Below are 15,959 nucleotides of genomic sequence, written 5' to 3' on the forward strand. Positions count from 1 at the left end.
GGTGCCGGGCGGAGAGAACCGCCCGGCGTGGTGTTTTCAGATGCCGCTTACGCGCCCGGGTTACATGTCCCGAGGTTGCCGCCAGCGAACTGCGGGTGGTCAGGTTCGTATGTCACCTGAGCAACCGGTGTGACTTCGACGATTTCGAGAAGGTCGAACTCGGATGTCGGGTTCTCTTTCCCTTTCACGACCAGCACGTCTTTGAAGCACTGGTGGTCGTCGCCACGATAGAGCGTTTTACCGTTGCCCATGCCGTCGAACTCAAAGTTCTCAAGCGCTTCAACAACCGCACAGGGGTTGAAGGAGCCGGCGCGCTCAACCGCATCCGCATACAGCAACGCCTGCACATAGCATGTGTGCGCAGCCTGCGACGGCGGGAAGCCGTACTTGGTGCCGAAGGATTTGACGAATGCCTTGGAGCCTTCGTCCTGCAGCGACCAGTGCCAGTTTGTCGAACCGAAGATGCCTTTAACGTTGGCACCCGCACCCTTCGCCATGAGGCGGGAGTAGAGCGGAACGATGATCTGGAAGTCTTTGCCGTTCACCTGCTTGTCGCGCAGGCCGAACTGAACCGCGTTGGTCAGCGAGTTCACCATGTTGCCGCCGTAGTGGTTCAGAACCAGCGTATCGGCGCCCGACTGCAGAACAGGCGCGATATAGGACGAGAAGTCGGTCTGTGTCAGCGGCGTTTTCACGGCTGCGACTGTTTCCCAGCCCATGGCTTCGGTCGAGGATTTCACCGCTTCTTCTGTGGTGTAGCCCCAGTTGTAGTCCGCTGTCAGGTGATAGGCCTTACGGTCTGTACCGTAGGCATTCGCCAGCACGGGCGCCAGGGCGGCACCGGACATGTAGGAGTTGAAGAAGTGACGGAAACCGTTGGCCTTGCGGTCCTTGCCGGTTGTGTCGTTGGAGTGCGTGAGGCCCGCCATGAAGATGACGCCAGCTTCCTGGCAGAGCGCCTGAACGGCAACGGCCACACCCGAGGACGAACCACCGGTGATCATCACCGCGCCGTCTTTTTCGATCATCGAGCGCGCGGAGGCCCGTGCTGCGTCAGATTTCGTCTGCGTGTCGCCGGTGACGTATTCGACTTTCTTGCCGAGAATACCGTTACCTTTCAGCGCCTTGGACGAGAAAGTATTCATCATGCCGCCGTCGCCGCCACCGTTCAGGTGCTCGACCGCCAGCTCGTAGGCGCGCAGTTCGTCTGCGCCCTCGTCGGCATAGGGACCGGACTGCGGCACGTTGAAGCCGAGTGTCACGGTGTCGCCTGTAGGTGCGTTGGTAAAGCCGGAGTGGCCATCCGCACGCAGATACGTCGGCAGCGTCAGACCGGCAGCACCGGCCACAGCGCCGGTCTTGATCAGACCACGACGTGTGAGTTTCGAATTGGACATGAATATCCTCCCAGTTGATAAGATCAGGCTGCTGGCCGGACTCCTCCGTCCGCCGCCTGAGGCACAGATGTGCAAATATCTTATCGCGCGGGAAGTGAAAATTGCGCAACAAGTCCCTTGAAATGCACAATTATTTTGTAAATAAATCTACAGCATCATCGGTGTTTCTGTAAATTTTGTGATGTCGCATCGCAGAAACCTGTTGAAAAGGTACGGAATTACAGGAGGTCCAGGTATGCCGCGTGAAGGTCTGACAGGGAGCAGGATCCGGGAGAGACGTTCAGTTGCCGGTATGCGTCAGGCTGATCTGGCGCGCAGCCTCGGCATATCTGCGTCCTACCTCAATCTGATCGAACACAACCGCCGCAGAATCGGTGGAAAACTCCTGCTGGACATTGCCCGGACCCTCGGCGTGGAGCCGACGATGCTTACCGAAGGGGCGGAGGCGGCGCTGATCGCCACGCTGCGCGAAGCGGCCACGGGAGCCAGCCTCGCGCCTGCGGAAGTCGAGCGGGCCGATGAGCTTGCCGGGCGCTTTCCGGGTTGGGCAGAAGTGCTGGCCGCCGGTCACCGGCGCATTGCCACGCTGGAACGCACGGTCGAAACCCTGAACGACCGGCTGACCCATGACCCGCAGCTTGCAGCCTCAGTACATGAATTGCTGTCCACAGCGGCGGCCATCCGCTCCACCGCGTCTATTCTGGCTGATGAGAAGGAACTGGACGATCAGTGGCGCGACCGTTTTCACGCCAACCTGAATGAGGACAGCCGGCGGCTTGCGGACAGCTCCAAGTCGCTGGTGGAGTATTTTGAGGCCGGTCAGGGACCCGATGATGCGGCGTCCAGCCCGCAGGATGAGGTTGACGCCTTTCTGACAGAGAACGCCTGGTTCTTCCCGGATCTGGAAGCGGGACAGGAAGACGCAGAAGCGCTGATCACTGGCGCTGCGGCGCTGCGCAGCGAGGCCGCCCGCGAACTGGCTCGTGCCGTGCTCCGGCGGATGGCGGCGGATGCAGCCCAGGTCAGCATACCGGTGCTCGAAGGCGCGCTTGAAGAAACCGGGCCTGATCCTGTGCGGCTTGCTGCGCTGCTTGGTGCACCTGTGGCGCTGATTATGCGGCGGATGGCCAGCCTGCAGGACCTGCAGAGTGGGTTGGTGGTCTGCGACCGCGCGGGCAGTATCCTCTTCCGCAAACCCGTGAGCCAGTTCGTGATCCCGCGTTTTGCACCGGCCTGCGTGCTCTGGCCGCTTTTCGAAGCGCTGGGCCAGCCGGGGCAGGTGATCAGAACACCGATTGTACAGCTTGGCCGGGGCCGGTCCGCCTTTGACTGTTTTGCGGTGTCTGAGATCACCGGGGTGCCGGAATACAACCGTCCGCCGCTGCTGCATGCGAGCATGCTGATCCTGCCGTCTGCGGAACCGGAGCCGGACGGTGTGACCGAGGTTGGCAGCACCTGCCGCGTCTGTCCAAGGGATGCCTGTCAGGGCCGGCGCGAAAGCTCGATCCTGCGCGACGGGCTCTGAGACTTCCGCAGGGTCGCCGTTCGCAAGAGGGACACAGGAGACACGCCTGCAGATAAGGTCGTGCGACCGGCCTTCTCAGCCGCGAAAAACTGCGGCCCGGGCACCGCACCCGCTTTGACTTGATGCGGGGAATCCGACAATATCCGGCACAGGCGTGCCGCACCACGGTTGGGGAGAGACCGGCGGCATGCTCCCTGGGAGGAGGGGACCATGAATCACCACGTGCTGTTGGTTGAAGATGAGGCGAACATCATCGAAGCCATCCGCTTTCTGCTGAGCCGGGAAGGCTGGCAGGTGGACACACATTCAAACGGGACGGACGCGGCAGAGGTGATCCGGCGCATGAAACCCGACATTGTGATCCTGGATGTGATGCTGCCGGGCAAAAGCGGTTTTGACATTCTCGAAGAGCTGCGCGCGCATGAACAGACGGCTGATCTGCCGGTGCTCATGCTCACGGCGCGTGGCCAGAGCCGCGACCGGGAAATGGCGGAGAAAGCCGGCGTCAGCCGCTTCATGACCAAACCGTTTTCCAACACCGAAGTGCTGAACGCTGTGCGCGACATGCTTTACGTGCACCGCCAGCAGAGCTGAAACGATGGCGCCGCGCGGACGCACCCCTGTGTTTCTGGAACGCGGTAACTATCGCCAGCGCCGGGTCATTGATGCCGTCAGGCTGCTTGCTGTCCTGGGCGCAGTGCTGTGGATGATACCGCTGCTCTGGCCCACCGGTGACGCCGCAGATGGCGCAGGGATGCCCATGTCGCGGGCACTCAGCTACGTCTTTGCAGTCTGGTTCTTTCTGATCTGCACCGGTGCTTTCCTGGTCTCAAAGATGCGCCGCGCGCGGCAGGACGGCAGCGAACCGGCAGGGAGTGAGGACGCGTGACGTCCCTGAACCTGCTCATCGGTGTCTGTCTGGCCTATGTGGCCTTTCTTTTTGGTGTGGCCTTCGTGGCGGAACGGGCCGGTGTGCGCGGCAGGGCCGACTGGCTGTTGCGCTCGCCGCTTGTCTATACGCTTTCGCTGTCGATCTACTGCACAGCCTGGACGTTTTATGGTGCGGTGGGCAATGCCGCGCGTTCAGGCCTTGAATATGTAACGATTTATCTGGGCCCCAGTCTGGTGATCATCGGCTGGTGGTGGATCCTCCGGCGTCTCGTGCGGATCGGGCGCAGTCAGAAAGTGACCTCCGTCGCGGATCTGATTTCGTCGCGCTATGGCAAGTCCAACACGCTCGCGATTGTCGTGACCATTATGGCGGTGATCGGGGTCACGCCATACATCGCTCTGCAACTGCAGTCGGTGGCCTCCTCTGTATCTATTTTTTCCTCTGCCGGGACGGATGGCGTGCCCGATCCGGAAGTGTCGCGCGCCGGCGGCTTGTGGATCGCTGTAGGTCTCGCGCTCTTTACGGTGCTTTTCGGCACCCGGAACCTGAACGCAAACGAACGCCACCACGGCGTCGTTATTGCCGTTGCGGTTGAGGCCGTGGTCAAACTGGTGGCGCTCCTTGCGGTGGGGGTGTTCGTGGTCTGGGGTGTCGCGGGGGGGCTGTCTGCCACGCTGGACCGGATTGATGCCTCCGCCCTCGGGACATGGCAGACCGATGGCAGCCGTTGGGCAACGCTGACGCTCCTGTCGGCGACGGCCTTTCTGTGTCTGCCCCGGATGTTTCAGGTCATGGTGGTCGAGAATGATGATGAACGGCATCTGCAGATCGCAAGCTGGGCCTTTCCACTCTATCTGATGCTCATGAGCCTCTTCGTAGTGCCCATCGCCGTCATTGGCCTTGAGGTCCTGCCAGCGGGCTCCAACCCTGACTTCTTTGTGCTCAGCCTGCCGCTCAGCGAGGGTCGCGAGGGCCTTGCCATGCTGAGTTTTCTCGGCGGGTTTTCCTCGGCGACCTCCATGGTGATCGTGGCAACCCTGGCGCTCTCCACAATGGTGTCGAACCATATCGTGATGCCGGTGTTTCTGCACCTCAGACAGGGCGGAGCGACGCAGTCCGGTGACGTCCGTGACGTGGTCATCCTGTCCAGGCGGCTGTCCATTCTGGGGATCATTGCTCTGGGCTATGTCTATTTTGAGGCCTCGGGCGGCTCAGGGGCACTGGCCGCCATTGGTCTGATCTCCTTTGCCGGCGTGGCCCAGTTTCTCCCGGCGATGCTGGGCGGTCTCTTCTGGCGCGGGGCCACGCGCATTGGCGCACTGGCCGGGCTGGCTATCGGGTTTTCGGCCTGGATGTTTACCATGCTGCTGCCCAGTTTCGGGCCGGGCGCTGTCCTGTCGGCGGACACCTTTGAAAACGGTCTGCTTGGTCTGTCCTGGCTGCGTCCTCAGGCGCTTTTCGGGATCGGGGGGCTGGATCCGATGGTGCATGCCGTGTTCTGGAGCCTCGCGCTTAATGTGACGGGCTTTGTCGTTTTTTCGCTGGTCAGCTTTCCGCTCCCGCTGGAACGGTTGCAGGGTGCACAGTTTGTGAATGTCTTCGATCACTCCGGACAGGCGCGCAGCTGGCATGCGTCATTTGCCGAAAGCGAAGATCTGATGGTTATGGCACAACGGCTGCTGGGGCCCGAAGAGGCGCGGCGGCTTTTTGAGAGACAGGCGAGGCGCCAGGGACGCCGTGGCCATTTGCCGGAGCCGACGCCCGATTTTCTGCAGACACTGGAGCGCGAGCTCGCCGGTTCCGTGGGCGCGGCTACCGCGCATGCGATGATCGGTCAGATCGTTGGCGGATCTGCGGTGTCCGTGCAGGAACTCATGGCCGTTGCTGACGAATCCGCGCAGATGCTGGAGTATTCCAGCCAGCTTGAGGCCAAATCACGTGAACTGAGCGATACGGCCGCGGAGCTGCGCCGCACCAATGACAAGCTGACACAAATCTCCCTGCAGAAAGACGCGTTTCTGAGTCAGATCAGTCATGAACTGCGTACCCCCATGACCTCCATACGGGCGTTTTCGGAGATTCTGCGCGATACCGACGGTCTTGGCCCGCTGGAGAAGACAAAGTACGCCAGCATTATTCACACAGAGGCCATCCGGCTGACACGGCTGCTTGATGATCTGCTCGATCTGTCGGTGCTGGAAAACGGCCAGGTCACGCTGAACCGGCAGACAGGCAGCCTGGCGGATCTTCTGGACCAGGCGATTTCCACGGCGCAGGCCAGCGAAGCGCGCCGTATTACCATCCGCAGGCGGCGTCTGGAAGAGACCATCACTCTGGACACCGATCTGGACCGGCTGGCGCAGGTGTTCATCAATCTCATTACGAACGCTCAGAAATACTGTGCTGCATCCGACCCCGAACTGCGGATTGAGGCGGTGCGGCAGGGAGATACAGTTTTTATTGATTTTCTGGACAACGGCGCGGGCATTCCGGACGACGCGCGGGAAATGATGTTTGAAAAGTTCAGCAGAATAGGCGCCCAGGACAGCAACGGCGCCGGGCTGGGGCTGGCGATCTGCCGTGAAATTATGGTGCGGCTGGGCGGGGATGTCACCTATCTGGACGACACTGGTGGCACCGCATTCCGGGTGACACTGCCGCAGAAACTGGCGATGGCCGCGCAGTAAATCTGTCTGTTAACCCTGCCAGTTCCTTCATTTTTAAAGGCTATGGTAACCATTGGCCTCTAGTCTGGAGCGCAAAGGTTCCGGGTAAACTGTGTTTGCCGGAACCCTGAGACAAGGGCGACAGATGTCAGTTTTGCAGCGCAAAGCGCAGGCGGGAAAACAGGAACATCAGGCGCGGTCTGTGACCGTGCCCAAAGCTGTGCGGCTGAGCATGGCAAAGGTCGCGGACGATCTCTTTGACATGGCGCTTGCCGTGATCGCTGTGTCTCAGGACAGCTTCGAAGGCGATAGTCTTCAGGAACTGGTAGAAGAGGACACCATGCTGATCCTGCTGGACGGGCCGGACGGATCCACAGCAGGCATTTCTATCGGCATGGGCCTTGTACAGGCGCTGATCCAGCAGCAGACAACCGGTCGGATCATGAAGCTGCCGGATGACCTCACCCGCAAACCCACATCGACAGATGCCGCTTTGTGCGCACCGCTGATCGACCGCTTCTTTGCCCGCTGTCATGACACCGTGGAAATGCCTGAGGACAAGCGCACGATACGCCCCTACCGCTTTGGTGCCCGGGCAGAGAACCGGCGCCTGTTCGATCTGGCTCTTGAAGGCGGCACGTACACCGTTTTGCGCCTGACGCTGGATATCGCAGGCGGGATTGGCCAGGCGCCGGTCATTGTGCTGATCCCGGAACCGGATGCAGCCGGTGAACCGCTTCCCGCCCACGAAAGTGATGCCATTGAGCCGCCTGCGCCGCGAACGCTTGAAAAATCCGTTATGGAGTTGCCGGCGGACCTGACGGCTGTGCTGACCCGCATCCGGTTGCCACTGTCACAGGCCAGCGCGCTCGCCGCTGGGGATACTCTGAAAATCCCGGCGGATGCTTTCGACAGTGTCTCGCTGGTGACCGGCCAGGGAGATGTGATAGCAAAGGGGGCTATGGGCCAGATTGACGGATACCGTGCGCTTCAGCTTGAGCAGCCTATGCCGGGGAAACGTGCAAGGCAAAAGCTGGATATGGAGGGGCTGCCGGATGCCGGGCTGGCGATGGCCGGTGGTGCCCCGGATGCTGGTCTGCCGGACATGTCAGCTCTGCCAGGCGGTGATCTGCCAGACCTTCCCGATTTACCGGATATCGAACTGTCGCCTGAAACCGACTTTTCCGAAGCAATGCCGGAAGGTCTGCCTGACCTGCCGGATCTTCCTGAACTGCCGGGCGAGGGTGCAGAGCCGGGCGATCTGCCTGATCTTCCTGATCTGGACGGAGATGGCCTGCCGGAGCTTCCGGACCTTGATGATCTGCCGGATCTTGGTGATCTTCCCGATCTTGAGGATTTGCCAAAGATGAATACTGCCTGAGGCCCGATCCGGGATCAGCCCGCGAGGCTGATCAGCGTGTCCCGCATCCCTGACAGATCGTAACCACCCCGCCGCGCGGCTTCTATTATTTCGTCTGCGTCCATTCCACCGGCAGAGCCCAGAGCCCATGCGATGGTCGAGCGGGTGCCCGAGGCGCAATAGGCGACAACCGGACCGTCGCACCCGCAGATCAGGTCATTGTTCCGTGCAATGACATCAGGTGTCATCGTGTAGTGCGTCAGCGGCTGTTCGACAAAGCGCATACCGGCAGCCTCTGCCGCCGCGCGCAGATCCGCAGCGCGGTACCCGGGCGGTACTTCCTCGTCCGGGCGGTTGCAGAGAATGAGTTCAATTCCGGCCTCTTTCAGGGCAGGAATGTCTTCGCAGGTCAGCTGAGGTGCCGCGAAGAATGTCGGGGTGATCTGCCGGATATCCATGAACGAAGGATTAGGACAGCCCGGCGGAGGTGTCCAGATGCCGGCGCACAGGAGGTGCCGCCAACATGCCTGCTGACATGGCGGCAAGGAAGACAAGGCCCCCGATACCACCATAGGTCAGCGATGCCATCGCAGGCCCGGGACATAGGCCAACCAGACCCCAGCCCATGCCGAAAAGCACCGCACCTGTGATGAGCTGCCTGTCCGGGCCGCCACCCGGCGGCGGTGGAAAGCTGCCGCCGTTCCGGGGGCTGCGACCGGGTATCAGACGCCAGGCAATGGCCATCGGCACAAGCGCGCCACCCATTACAAACATCAGGGTCGGATTCCATACTCCGGTAACATCAAGAAATCCCTGAACTTTTTTTGTGTCTGTCATGCCGGAGATATAGAGGCCGATACCAAACAGAGCGCCGCAGAGTGCAGCCGTGAGAATGCGCATGTCAGAGCCCTCCCAGAAACCGAAGCGTGGCCACCGTGATCATCCCGGCAGCAATGAATGTTACGGTTGCCAGAATGCCGCGCAGGCTGAGCCTCGAAATTCCACAGACGCCGTGGCCCGACGTACAGCCGTTTCCGAGGCGCGTGCCGAGACCGACGAGAAGGCCCGCGGCGATGATCAGAAAAACGTTACCGGTCAGGCCGGTTTCCGCTGGTGTTGGATCGGCAAGCCGCAAAAGGGAAGGTGCCGCGATCAGCGCGGCCACAAACGCAAGCCGTTCCATCCGGTCCTGACGACCGCTGCCGTCAACCAGACCGCCCAGAATGCCACTGGCCCCCATGATCCGGCCGTTCCCGAGAAGATAGAGTGCCGCAGCGCCACCAATCAGAAGCCCGCCAAGAGCTCCTGCGATCCAGTCTGTCATCAGTAGTTCCTGCTAAATTTTGTTCAGTGGTACTTTGAGCATCACATCCCCATGCTCGTCCGGTTCGGGCATCTGTCCTGCGCGCATATTCACCTGCAGCGATGGCAGAATAAGACGCGGCATGCCCAGCGTTGCATCGCGGGCTTCGCGCATCTCGACAAAACTGTTCTCGTCGCGGCCGTCTCCGACGTGCACGTTCGCGGCTTTCTGGGCGCCCACGGTCGTTTCCCAGGCGAATTCCTCGCGGCCCGGCGCCTTGTAGTCGTGGCCCACGAAAATCCGCGTTTCATCGGGCAGCGCGAGAATTTTCTGGATTGACTGGTAGAGGTCATGTGCCGAACCGCCCGGAAAATCGCAGCGGGCCGTGCCGAAATCAGGCATGAACAGCGTATCGCCCACAAAGGCCGCGTCCCCGATGACATAGGTCATGCAGGCGGGCGTATGGCCCGGCGTGTGCAGCACATCGACGCGCATTTGCCCGATGTGAAAGGAAGACCCTTCTTCGAAAAGAGCGTCAAACTGGCTGCCGTCGCGCTGAAACTCAGTACCTTCGTTGAAGACTTTGCCAAAGGTGTCCTGCACCGTTGTGATCTGCGCACCGATCCCGATTTTTCCGCCCAGACGTTCCTGCAGATAGGGTGCGGCAGACAGATGGTCCGCATGAACGTGGGTTTCCAGAATCCATTTCAGCTGCAGTCCCTTTTCGCGCACAAAGGCGGTCACCCGATCCGCTGAAGCGGTGTCCGTCCGGCCGGCGGCCTGATCGAAATCCAGAACCGAATCCACAATGGCACAGGCAGTCCCATCGGGGTCCTGTACGACGTAGCTGACAGTGTTGGTGGCCGTATCGAAAAATGCTGTGACGTCCGGTGACATGCGCGCGCTCCTCTGATCCTGCATCAGCATAAGTCTGATGACTGTCAGAGCGCAAGCGCGGTATCAGCCCAGAAAGATACCGATGATGACAAGCACAAGCCCGATCACAGACAGAAACAGGGCACCAAGGTTCAGCGGCAGCGCCCGGCGCAGGACCGCCCGCATCTCTTCGTCCGCAAGCCGCGCCCGGCGGGCACGGGCAACGTAGACGATGCACCATATGAGACCGGCAAGGCCCAGCAGTGACACGCCGGCACCCGTCCAGATAATCACGTCAAAAATGGTTGTGTCGTCGCCTGTGTTCATGCGCAGGGGCTACTGAAAAGTGCCCGGCTTGGCAAGGCCGCATCCTCGCGGGGGACGCACGGCAAACCTGCTTGCAGCACCGGGGGCAGGGGAGTAGGCAGGCTGCGGACATTTATTCACCAGGAGCGCAGCATGAGCGATACCGCAACCGACCCTTCCGCCCCCGAGACACAGGCAGATGCCTCGTATCGTGCGTCTTCCGGCGAACTGAGGCAGTTTGTTGAACGGATCGAGCGACTGGACGCCGAGAAAAAAGACATCGCTGAGCAGCAGAAAGAAGTGATGGCCGAGGCCAAGGCACGCGGCTACGACACCAAGGTGCTGCGCAAGGTGATTGCGCTGCGCAAGCGTGACGCGGACGACATCGCCGAAGAAGAAGCTGTTCTGGAAATGTACAAGGAAGCGTTGGGCATGACGTGACGGCGGCTGGCGCAGTGCCGCACAGGGCTGTCGTTTTCGATCTGGACGGGACGCTCGTGCACAGCGCGCCGGACCTGCATGCCGCCGTCAACGCAGCGCTTCGTGACCACGGGCGGGCTGCCGTAACGCTCGACCAGGTCATCAGTTTTATCGGAAATGGTGTCAGCAAACTGGTGGAGCGCGCACTGAACGCCACCGGCGGTGTGACACCGGAGCTGCACACCGCGGCGCTGGACCGGTTTATGGAAAGCTACAACGCTGATATGACGCGGCTTACGGAACCATATCCTGGTGTCATGGCCTGCCTGCAGTCGCTGAAGGACCGTGGCGTGCCCATGGGCCTCTGTACCAACAAGCCCGATAACCCAGCGAGGCACATCTGCGATGTTCTGGGGCTCAGCCCGTATCTCAGTGTGATCGTGGGCGCACGGCAGGGTGTTGCGCACAAACCCGATCCCGAACCGTTACTGTCGTGCATTGCGGAACTGGGCGCGACGCCGGCGGAAACGGTTTATGTGGGCGACAGCGCAGTGGACTGTGAAACGGCCCTGAGGGCCGGTGTACCGTTCCGTTTCTTTACCGGTGGATATCTCAATTCAGAATTGCCGCCATTGTCTGATGATCAGCGTTTCGACAGCTGGCAGGATCACGGTCTCTGAACCGGTTCGTCGGGTCAGGTCTGCCGGAACAGCTGCCCGGGCGCGTCGTGGAGCGGGGCGCCGCCAGCGCTACAGCTCATATGCCAGGCGAGCACCTGATTACTGCTGAGAACCGGCAGGCCCAGCCGGTCTTCGAGATCATCAATAATGCTGAATGTCCGCAGGTTGGTGCAGGACAGAAACAAGGCATCGCAGGGTGCCTGGGATGCGGTTTCCAGCGCCGCGGCGTGGATGGATGCAGGGTCAATCCGGGCGACCCGGTCTTCGGCTTCTTCACCAAAAGACAGCGTTGCCGGAACGCGCAGCCCTTTTTGTTCAAAAGCCTCTTTGATCCTGTCCGCAACAGACGCCACATAAGGGGAAACAACCGAAACGGATGACGCGCCGACGGCCCGGAAGGCGGCCAGCGCGGCGGTGAGCGGATCGGTCACCTGTAGCGTATGGGCGTTGGCCGACACCTGCGCGGCGACAGTTTCGGGGCCGATCAGCGTGGCACCAGAGGTGCAGCAATAGCCGATAACGTCAAATTCGGCAGCGTCCGGGAGCAGGCTTGCTGCGGCAGGCAGCGCTTCGCGCATGGACAGCAGCGTCTCGGGCGTCACATCCGCGCCGCTTGGAATGCGCGTGACGTAAAGCGCGGTTTCCGGCGGCCGGAAAACCTGCCGGAAGTCTTCCTCAATCGTTTCATCGGTTTGCAGGACGATCAGCCCGAGCGTTGCGCGGCGTCCGGCCGGCTCACTGAGGCGGTAGGGAAAGTTCTCCATACCTTACCCTAAAACCGGCAGTTCGGCAGCGGCCCTGCGGTTGAGCAGTTCCGGGCCGCTGGCGCGCAGTACGATGTTTTCCTCATGCACCATCATCCGCCCCGGGGCGATGACCGCACCGGGTTCAATGGTCAGGACCATCCCCTCGCGCAGTTCGGTGTGATCGGCGGGAATGAAAGACGGCCATTCCGTCAGCGTGACCCCCAGACCATGCCCCAACCGTCCGCCGCCGGGCTGAACGCCCGACTTTTCCAGTGATCCGGTCAGCATCCGGTGCGCGTCCGCGGCCGTCATGCCGGGCCGCAGGTCCTGCAGCACTGTTTCGGTCGCCGCATAAAGCGCGTCATAGGTACGGCGGGCCTCATCCCCTGCTTCCCGGATCGCAAAATTCCGGTCGAAGTCGCAGAAATAGCCGCCCTTTACCGCGCCGGTGTCGAGCATCAGTACGTCACCGCGCACAAGCGGCCGATGCGGTGCTGGTGAGATCACATCGCGGTAGCCACCACGCCCCGCACCCCCGGCGACATAGCTGACCCAGTCCGCACCTGCCGCCAGCAGGGCGATCTGAAAATCGCTGAAAATCTGGTCCAGAGGAATGCCGCAGCCGGCAATGTCGCCGATCTGTGCAAAGGCCGCGTCGGCGACCCGACAGGCGGCGCGGATGCGCTCCACCTCTGCGTCTGATTTGATCTCGCGCACCCGCTGGATCACGTCTGTCGCGTCCACGATCCGGCGTGGTGTGAGCTGCGCGATCACATGCTGAAAATCTGCCATCGGCATGCGCAGGGCGGTCTCAGCGCCCATCGGCACGCCAAGGCGGCCACTTTCCGGGATAACAGAACGAAGCGTCTCGGCCAGAAGCGAGACGCCGTCATCGCCCGGCGTTGGCGCGTCCCAGGTCCTGATATCACGCAGCCAGGTCTGTGACATCAGATCCAGCCCGATCGAAGGGATCACGGCAATGGGCGCACCGCTTGCCGGGACGACAACAAACCAGGGCCGTGCGGGGCTTTCCCAGAAACGGGTCAGAAATCCGGTCACGTAGAAAATATCCGCCGCACCCGTGAGCAGCAGCGCATCCGTGTCGGCCGCCCGCAGCCTTGTCTGCAGGGCTTCGACCCGCGTGCGAAACTCGCTGTCCGGAAAGCGCGCGGCCGTTTCAGCCATCTTCCGGGCCTTCGCTCAGGATGGCCAGAACGGTCAAATTTCCATTGCACCCGGGCACACCGGACAGCAGGGCTGCGAGCCCTGCACCGCCTGAGGGCGTGGTTTCAAAGCCATGGTCTGCGAGCGCTTGTATGCCGTCTCGGGCCTCATCCTCGGTGATCGTAACAAAATGGTCTGCATCCCGCGCCAGCCCTTCGAGTGCCACGAGCGACGGGGTCTTGCAGTCCAGCCGCCCCATCGACGAGACCGGGCCTTCGGTATCGAGCAACTCTCCCGCACGCACGCTTTCTGTCAGGGCAGGGGCGGCTTCGGGTTCAACAACAATTATGACAGGGCTGTCGCCCCAGACGGCGCGGAAATGCGCCGCCAGAGATGCGGCCAGACCACCGACACCGGCCTGCAGCAGAATAACATCCGGGGCCGCGGCCATTTCGTCCGTGATCTCCGCGGCCATCTGGAGATACCCCTCCATCACCGCAGTAGGCCAGGTGGTGTATCCTGCCCAGGAACTGTCCGAGAGCAGCTGCCAGCCGTTTTCAGCTGCGGCATCTTCGGCAGCCTGCATGCTTTCCTCATAGGTGCTTCCCGCGCGCACAACACGCGCGGCGGTGGCTCTGAGACGCCCGGCAAAAGCTTCCGGCACGGTTTCAGCAAGATAAATCACCGCGAGAGCTCCAAAAATGCGTGCTCCTGCCGCAACGGACAATCCGTGGTTGCCCGCACTTGCTGTCACATAGACCCGGCCGGCGAGCGCATCGTCCCAGTCGCCGGTGCGCAGACGCTGCGCATCCGCTGCAATCGCGTAGGCCGCGCCGAGCGCCTTAAAGCTGCCGAGGCCCATGCGACCACGTTCATCCTTGATCAGAACCGATCCGACACCCGCGGCGTCGGCCACAGACGGTGCAATGGCGAGCGGCGTCGGCGCATGTTTCGGACACAGCGCCAGCAGGGCAGCGACCGCGTTGTGATCCGTCGACGGAAACTCCCTCGGATCGCTGAGCGGCGCAGGCAGCCCTGTGCCGCGGAACGGATTGGATAGCGATCTGACCACGCTGGACCCCCCTGTTATCTGGCCGCATCTGTTCCCGGATTGCGGCCCCCCGGATCACTGTCACCGCAGAACGCATAAAAAGCTACAGTTTTCGCAAACCTTCTGTGCGTGCCGGTGCCGCATTGGATTTCACAGGTTGCGGCCTAGGTTGCAGCACGAACAGCAGGAGAGGCTGATTTGTCGGAATTCAGACACATACCAAAGGGCATTCCTGTGCCGGGCACGCGTCTGGCGCGGATGTCGCGCCTTGGCGGCATGGCGCTGGGTGTTGCGGGAAATGTCGCTGTGAACGGGGGCCGGGAATGGCTGGGTGGTGGACGGCCACGCATGGAGGAATTGCTGCTCACACCTGCAAATCTGGCGCGGGTCACCCGCCAGCTGGCACATATGCGCGGTGCCGCGATGAAGATGGGCCAGCTGCTGTCCATGGAAGGCGGTGATTTTCTGCCGCAGGAGCTTGCGGATATTCTGGGTCGGCTGCGCAATGACGCCCATTTCATGCCGCCGAAACAACTGAAGTCGGTTCTGTCCAGGAACTGGGGGCCGGATTTCACCCGCCGGTTCCGGCGCTTTGACGTGCGCCCCATTGCGGCGGCCTCCATCGGCCAGGTCCACCGCGCGACGACGCGCGACGGCCGGGACGTGGCTGTGAAAGTGCAATACCCCGGGGTCAGGCGCAGCATCGACAGTGATGTGGCCAACGTGGCGCTGCTGCTGCGGATGTCGGGGCTGGTGCCTTCAGAACTGAACTTCGACCCACTGCTGAAGGAGGCCTGCCGGCAACTGCATGAAGAGGCCGATTATGAGCGTGAGGGCCGTATGCTGGCGGGCTTTGGGGACCTGCTGGACCGTGATGACGATCTGGCAGTGCCGCCATTCCACAGCGACCTGACCACAGGAGAAGTGTTGTGTATGGGATTTGCACCGGGTGTACCGGTGGATCAGCTGACCGACCAGCCTCAGGAGGTGCGCGATCACGCAGTGAGCGTTCTGATACGTCTGATGATGCGCGAGATATTCAGTTTTGGTTTGATGCAGACCGATCCGAATTTTGCCAACTATGCGTGGGATGCTGAAAATCAGAAGGTTGTTCTGCTGGATTTCGGTGCGAGCCGGGAGATCCCGGCTGATCTGGTAGCGGGCTACAGAGAGTTGCTGCGCGCAGGCCTGGACGGGAACCGAAAAGGTGCCCTGGAGCAGTTGGAGACCATCGGATTTCTTGCTGCGGACACACAGGACGCGCATGCAGATGCGATCTGGAAGATGTTCGACATGGCCATGGAGCCGCTGCGCGCGGGTGGTGTTTTCGACTTCGCAACCAGCGATCTGGCGCAACGCCTGCGGGCCGCAGGCATGGAGTTTGCAGCACAGGGCGACTACTGGGTCGTGCCGCCGGCGGATGCGCTCTTTCTGCAGCGCAAGATCGGCGGAATGTTCCTGCTGGCCACGCGTCTGAGGGCGCGTGTGGATCTTGATGCGGTGCTGGATGCGGCCTGAACAGCATGCGGGTCGCGTCAGAATGCCGCGACACTGATCCTGCTGGCCTGCTCCT

The 15,959-nt window shown here is 61.6% G+C and carries 17 protein-coding genes; 8 read left to right on the forward strand and 9 right to left on the reverse strand.

Translation table 11 applies throughout. The features are described from left to right. Positions 1 to 47: 47 nt before the first annotated feature. On the reverse strand, positions 48 to 1,397 hold the full coding sequence (locus AB4K19_RS04040) for a substrate-binding protein (protein ID WP_375230640.1): 1,350 nt from the start codon (positions 1,395 to 1,397) through the stop codon (positions 48 to 50). Positions 1,398 to 1,632: 235 nt separating this feature from the next. On the opposite strand from AB4K19_RS04040, the gene AB4K19_RS04045 reads away from it, so the two are divergent. From AB4K19_RS04045 to AB4K19_RS04065, 5 genes are all read left to right on the forward strand, one after another. Continuing rightward, on the forward strand, positions 1,633 to 2,922 hold the full coding sequence (locus AB4K19_RS04045) for a helix-turn-helix domain-containing protein (protein ID WP_375230641.1): 1,290 nt from the start codon (positions 1,633 to 1,635) through the stop codon (positions 2,920 to 2,922). A 210-nt stretch (positions 2,923 to 3,132) separates the two neighbouring features. Next, complete coding sequence (locus AB4K19_RS04050; protein WP_375230642.1) at positions 3,133 to 3,516, forward strand: response regulator transcription factor; 384 nt, start codon at positions 3,133 to 3,135, stop codon at positions 3,514 to 3,516. A 4-nt stretch (positions 3,517 to 3,520) separates the two neighbouring features. Then, a complete protein-coding gene (locus AB4K19_RS04055; RefSeq protein WP_375230643.1) occupies positions 3,521 to 3,811 on the forward strand; it encodes a hypothetical protein in 291 nt (96 codons plus the stop codon). Next, positions 3,808 to 6,501, forward strand: a complete 2,694-nt coding sequence (locus tag AB4K19_RS04060) for an ATP-binding protein (protein ID WP_436399125.1) — start codon at positions 3,808 to 3,810, stop codon at positions 6,499 to 6,501. The genes AB4K19_RS04055 and AB4K19_RS04060 overlap by 4 nt, the downstream gene beginning before the upstream one ends. A 124-nt stretch (positions 6,502 to 6,625) precedes the next feature. Beyond that, positions 6,626 to 7,861, forward strand: coding sequence for a FliM/FliN family flagellar motor switch protein (locus AB4K19_RS04065; protein ID WP_375230644.1), 1,236 nt, complete (start codon positions 6,626 to 6,628; stop codon positions 7,859 to 7,861). Positions 7,862 to 7,875: 14 nt separating this feature from the next. On the opposite strand, the gene AB4K19_RS04070 is transcribed toward AB4K19_RS04065, so the two are convergent. From AB4K19_RS04070 to AB4K19_RS04090, 5 genes are all read right to left on the reverse strand, one after another. After that, positions 7,876 to 8,298 (reverse strand): TIGR01244 family sulfur transferase, encoded by a 423-nt coding sequence (locus AB4K19_RS04070; RefSeq protein WP_375230645.1) that lies wholly within the window; start codon positions 8,296 to 8,298, stop codon positions 7,876 to 7,878. A 10-nt stretch (positions 8,299 to 8,308) separates the two neighbouring features. After that, the gene (locus AB4K19_RS04075) at positions 8,309 to 8,740 is read right to left on the reverse strand and encodes a DUF6691 family protein (RefSeq protein ID WP_375230646.1); all 432 of its coding nucleotides are present in this window, start codon (positions 8,738 to 8,740) and stop codon (positions 8,309 to 8,311) included. A gap of 1 nt (position 8,741) precedes the next feature. Then, entirely contained in the window at positions 8,742 to 9,167 is a 426-nt protein-coding gene (locus tag AB4K19_RS04080; RefSeq protein WP_436399561.1) for a YeeE/YedE family protein, read from the reverse strand. Between the two features lie 9 nt (positions 9,168 to 9,176). Beyond that, positions 9,177 to 10,040: an MBL fold metallo-hydrolase gene (locus tag AB4K19_RS04085; RefSeq protein WP_436399128.1), complete on the reverse strand. Its 864-nt coding sequence runs from the start codon at positions 10,038 to 10,040 to the stop codon at positions 9,177 to 9,179. A gap of 63 nt (positions 10,041 to 10,103) precedes the next feature. Further along, on the reverse strand, positions 10,104 to 10,346 hold the full coding sequence (locus tag AB4K19_RS04090) for a hypothetical protein (RefSeq protein WP_375230647.1): 243 nt from the start codon (positions 10,344 to 10,346) through the stop codon (positions 10,104 to 10,106). Between the two features lie 132 nt (positions 10,347 to 10,478). Between AB4K19_RS04090 and AB4K19_RS04095 the strand changes: the two genes are divergently transcribed. Then, positions 10,479 to 10,766, forward strand: coding sequence for a DUF2312 domain-containing protein (locus tag AB4K19_RS04095; protein ID WP_375230648.1), 288 nt, complete (start codon positions 10,479 to 10,481; stop codon positions 10,764 to 10,766). A gap of 14 nt (positions 10,767 to 10,780) precedes the next feature. Continuing rightward, positions 10,781 to 11,425 carry a phosphoglycolate phosphatase gene (gene gph / locus AB4K19_RS04100; protein WP_375230649.1) on the forward strand — a complete coding sequence of 215 codons (645 nt, stop codon included), beginning with the start codon at positions 10,781 to 10,783 and terminating at the stop codon, positions 11,423 to 11,425. A 14-nt stretch (positions 11,426 to 11,439) separates the two neighbouring features. Here gph and AB4K19_RS04105 read toward each other — a convergent pair whose 3' ends face one another. From AB4K19_RS04105 to AB4K19_RS04115, 3 genes are read right to left on the reverse strand one after another with little or no spacing between them, the layout of a single operon-like run. After that, positions 11,440 to 12,189 carry a maleate cis-trans isomerase family protein gene (locus AB4K19_RS04105; protein WP_375230650.1) on the reverse strand — a complete coding sequence of 250 codons (750 nt, stop codon included), beginning with the start codon at positions 12,187 to 12,189 and terminating at the stop codon, positions 11,440 to 11,442. Positions 12,190 to 12,192: 3 nt separating this feature from the next. Then, positions 12,193 to 13,356, reverse strand: a complete 1,164-nt coding sequence (locus AB4K19_RS04110) for a M24 family metallopeptidase (protein WP_375230651.1) — start codon at positions 13,354 to 13,356, stop codon at positions 12,193 to 12,195. After that, positions 13,349 to 14,407, reverse strand: coding sequence for a pyridoxal-phosphate dependent enzyme (locus AB4K19_RS04115; protein WP_375230652.1), 1,059 nt, complete (start codon positions 14,405 to 14,407; stop codon positions 13,349 to 13,351). The genes AB4K19_RS04110 and AB4K19_RS04115 overlap by 8 nt, the downstream gene beginning before the upstream one ends. A gap of 177 nt (positions 14,408 to 14,584) precedes the next feature. Between AB4K19_RS04115 and AB4K19_RS04120 the strand changes: the two genes are divergently transcribed. Further along, positions 14,585 to 15,904, forward strand: a complete 1,320-nt coding sequence (locus AB4K19_RS04120) for an ABC1 kinase family protein (RefSeq protein WP_375230653.1) — start codon at positions 14,585 to 14,587, stop codon at positions 15,902 to 15,904. The last annotated feature ends 55 nt before the right edge of the window (positions 15,905 to 15,959 follow it).

Source organism: Roseobacter phycocola, from assembly GCF_042055075.2.
GTDB lineage: Bacteria > Pseudomonadota > Alphaproteobacteria > Rhodobacterales > Rhodobacteraceae > Roseobacter.